This window comes from Thermovirga sp., assembly GCA_012523215.1.
Lineage (GTDB): Bacteria > Synergistota > Synergistia > Synergistales > Thermovirgaceae > 58-81.
The window spans coordinates 1-2195 of the sequence record JAAYIZ010000008.1; the positions used below are offsets into that span (position 1 = coordinate 1).

5 protein-coding genes are annotated in these 2195 nt (G+C 57.2%); 4 read left to right on the forward strand and 1 reads right to left on the reverse strand.

Annotated elements, in window-relative coordinates; translation table 11 throughout:
- Positions 1-61: 61 nt before the first annotated feature.
- On the reverse strand, positions 62-571 hold the full coding sequence (locus tag GX108_00320; GenBank protein NLO55492.1) for a hypothetical protein: 510 nt from the start codon (positions 569-571) through the stop codon (positions 62-64).
- Positions 572-852: 281 nt separating this feature from the next.
- Here GX108_00320 and GX108_00325 point away from each other — a divergent pair, with 281 nt between their 5' ends.
- From GX108_00325 to GX108_00340, 4 genes are all read left to right on the forward strand, one after another.
- A complete protein-coding gene (locus GX108_00325; GenBank protein ID NLO55493.1) occupies positions 853-1347 on the forward strand; it encodes a cation transporter in 495 nt (164 codons plus the stop codon).
- A complete protein-coding gene (locus GX108_00330; protein NLO55494.1) occupies positions 1344-1604 on the forward strand; it encodes a cation:proton antiporter in 261 nt (86 codons plus the stop codon). Before GX108_00325 ends, GX108_00330 begins: the two co-directional genes overlap by 4 nt.
- Before the next feature lie 2 nt (positions 1605-1606).
- Positions 1607-1978: a cation:proton antiporter gene (locus GX108_00335; GenBank protein NLO55495.1), complete on the forward strand. Its 372-nt coding sequence runs from the start codon at positions 1607-1609 to the stop codon at positions 1976-1978.
- A partial coding sequence (locus GX108_00340; GenBank protein NLO55496.1) for a DUF4040 domain-containing protein occupies positions 1975-2195 on the forward strand: 221 nt, incomplete at its 3' end. The genes GX108_00335 and GX108_00340, both read left to right, overlap by 4 nt.

The following is a 2195-nucleotide window of genomic DNA, read 5'->3' on the forward strand; positions in this document are numbered from 1 at the left end:
ACTCCTGAAAAAGATTACTATAAGAATACATTATCCGGAATATATTTACAAGACCTTCGGGCTACTCCGGGGCTTCTTCTTCCTGGTAATGCCGGTTCGCCGCTTCTGTCATGGTGATAAGTTCGGGCCCTCTGTCCTCCAGGGGATCCCCGGCCAGGGCCAAGAAATAGAGCAACTCTTCTCCGTCGGCGGCTTTCCCCAGGAAAATCACCATGTGCCCGTCACGGTGGACCTCGAATACACCCGGGAAGGCGTTTCTAATGATGTTCGACAGGGTCTCAAGGTCCACCGAGTCCTTCCTGAAAGCCAGGTGGACCGCCTGCACCCGCTCTCCGTCGAGATAGTCCAGGGCGCCCCTCAGCAACCCCTCTTCGCCGGAGATGTCGTACCATTCGACGGAATCTTCGACCCCGTCGGGGGTGCCCAGGCTTCTCATCACTTCCGACCGGGTCGCCAGAAGCCTCACCTCCCCCGAGTTCCATTGCTGGAGGGAGACAGCCCCGAAGGCTGCGGCCGGCGGGAAAATCAAAAGGCTGATGACGATCAGGCACCTTATGTACAAATTTTTCATTCACATTCCCTCCGGTATGGGGTTACAATACAGGACATCCGTGCGTCCCCGGCCTCTTCCTTCTAGGGTCAAGACTAGCACGCGATGACTAATTCCGAAAGCGCGAAAAAACAAGGAGGTTCTCACAGACTATTTATTATGTATAATGCATAATTGGATTTCTCCCGTAGCCCTCTTCGACCCTGGAGGGGAGATGGAGGAGGTCGTGATCAAAGCGGGGACTATCCTGTTGCGTATCGCTTCGGCGATTTTGAAAGATCTGGAATAGGGGGGTGAGGCGTGTGGTTATTTTTGTCCTCTCCGTCGCCGTGTACCTGCTGCTGGCGTGGAGTGGTGGAGGCATCGACCCCATCGAGGTGGGAATATCGGTGGCCCTAGGCGGCGTAATGGCCGGCCTGGCAAGAGCTTGGAGCCCGGGAAGATCCTGGACCCTGGCGGGGTTGAACCCGCTGCGTTGGATCACTTTTATCTTGTTCCTCGTATTTCCTTTCCTCTGGGGAATGACCAAGGCCAACCTGGACGTCGCTTTCAGGGTGATAACGGGGAAGATCCACCCCGGCATCGTAAAGATCGACTCTGAACTGAAGGGGAGCCTGGCCCAGGCGATGCTGGCGAATTCGATCACGCTAACGCCAGGCACGCTCACAGTTGACGTGGACGATTCGGGAGAGACGGGTGTCTTCTACATTCACTGTATCAACGTGACCGACGAGGACCCACCAGCGAAGAACGTCTATGGATCCTTTGCGAAGTGGGCAAGGAGGGTTGCCGGATGATTATCACTTACTTCGCGTTGGCCGCGGCGATAACCGGGTTCTGCGCGCTCGCGATGGTCGGGAGGCTTGTCGCCGGCCCTACCATTCCAGACAGGGTAGTGGCCCTCGACTCCATTAACACCATGGTTATCGCCCTCATGATTCTCCTTTCGCTCGTGTACGACTCGGTGGTCATGGTCGATGTGGCCATCGTTTATGCAGCGCTCTCCTTCGTGGGCACCATGTTCATCGCCCGTCACGTCGAGGGGGGTGTCTAGCCTTGGAGAAAGCGGCCCTTATCCTTCTTTCCATCGGCGTAGTGTTCAACTTCCTCGGAACGGTGGCCCTCTATCGCTTCCCCGATGTCTACACTCGCCTTCACGGGACCACGAAGTGCACCACCTTCGGTTCGATATTCACCTCGGCGGCCGTCGTGGTCTATGCCATTCAGATGTACCTGCGGACCGGCGAGGGACGTTTCGCCACGCTCTCGGTCCACGTGGTCCTGGTTATCCTCGCACTCCTCATATCGAACCCCACCGGTGCACACGCCATAGCCAGGGCGGCCCACAGGAGTGGTGTACTCCCCAAGCATGCCGTGGTGGACAGGCTGGCCGAAGACCATCGGAAAAAAGGCGGTGTCTCGGTATGAATAATTACGCCCACATGGCGGTCCTGACCATCATCGTCATTGCGGCTTTCTACGCCGTCTGGTTCCGGGACCTTCTTTCATCGGTCATCTCGTTGGCGGTCTTCAGCCTGCTGCTGGCGCTGGAGTACTTTATCCTCCAGGCACCGGACGTGGCCATTGCCGAAGCGGCCATCGGCGCGGGTTTGAGCACTGCTATTTACATCATTGCCCTCGGGGC

What these genes read in the sequence shown, in the direction of transcription:
- GX108_00320 (NLO55492.1), bottom strand. Translation starts at nt 571, where the DNA reads ATGAAAAATTTGTACATAAGGTGCCTGATCGTCATCAGCCTTTTGATT.
- GX108_00330 (NLO55494.1), top strand. Translation starts at nt 1,344, where the DNA reads ATGATTATCACTTACTTCGCGTTGGCCGCGGCGATAACCGGGTTCTGC.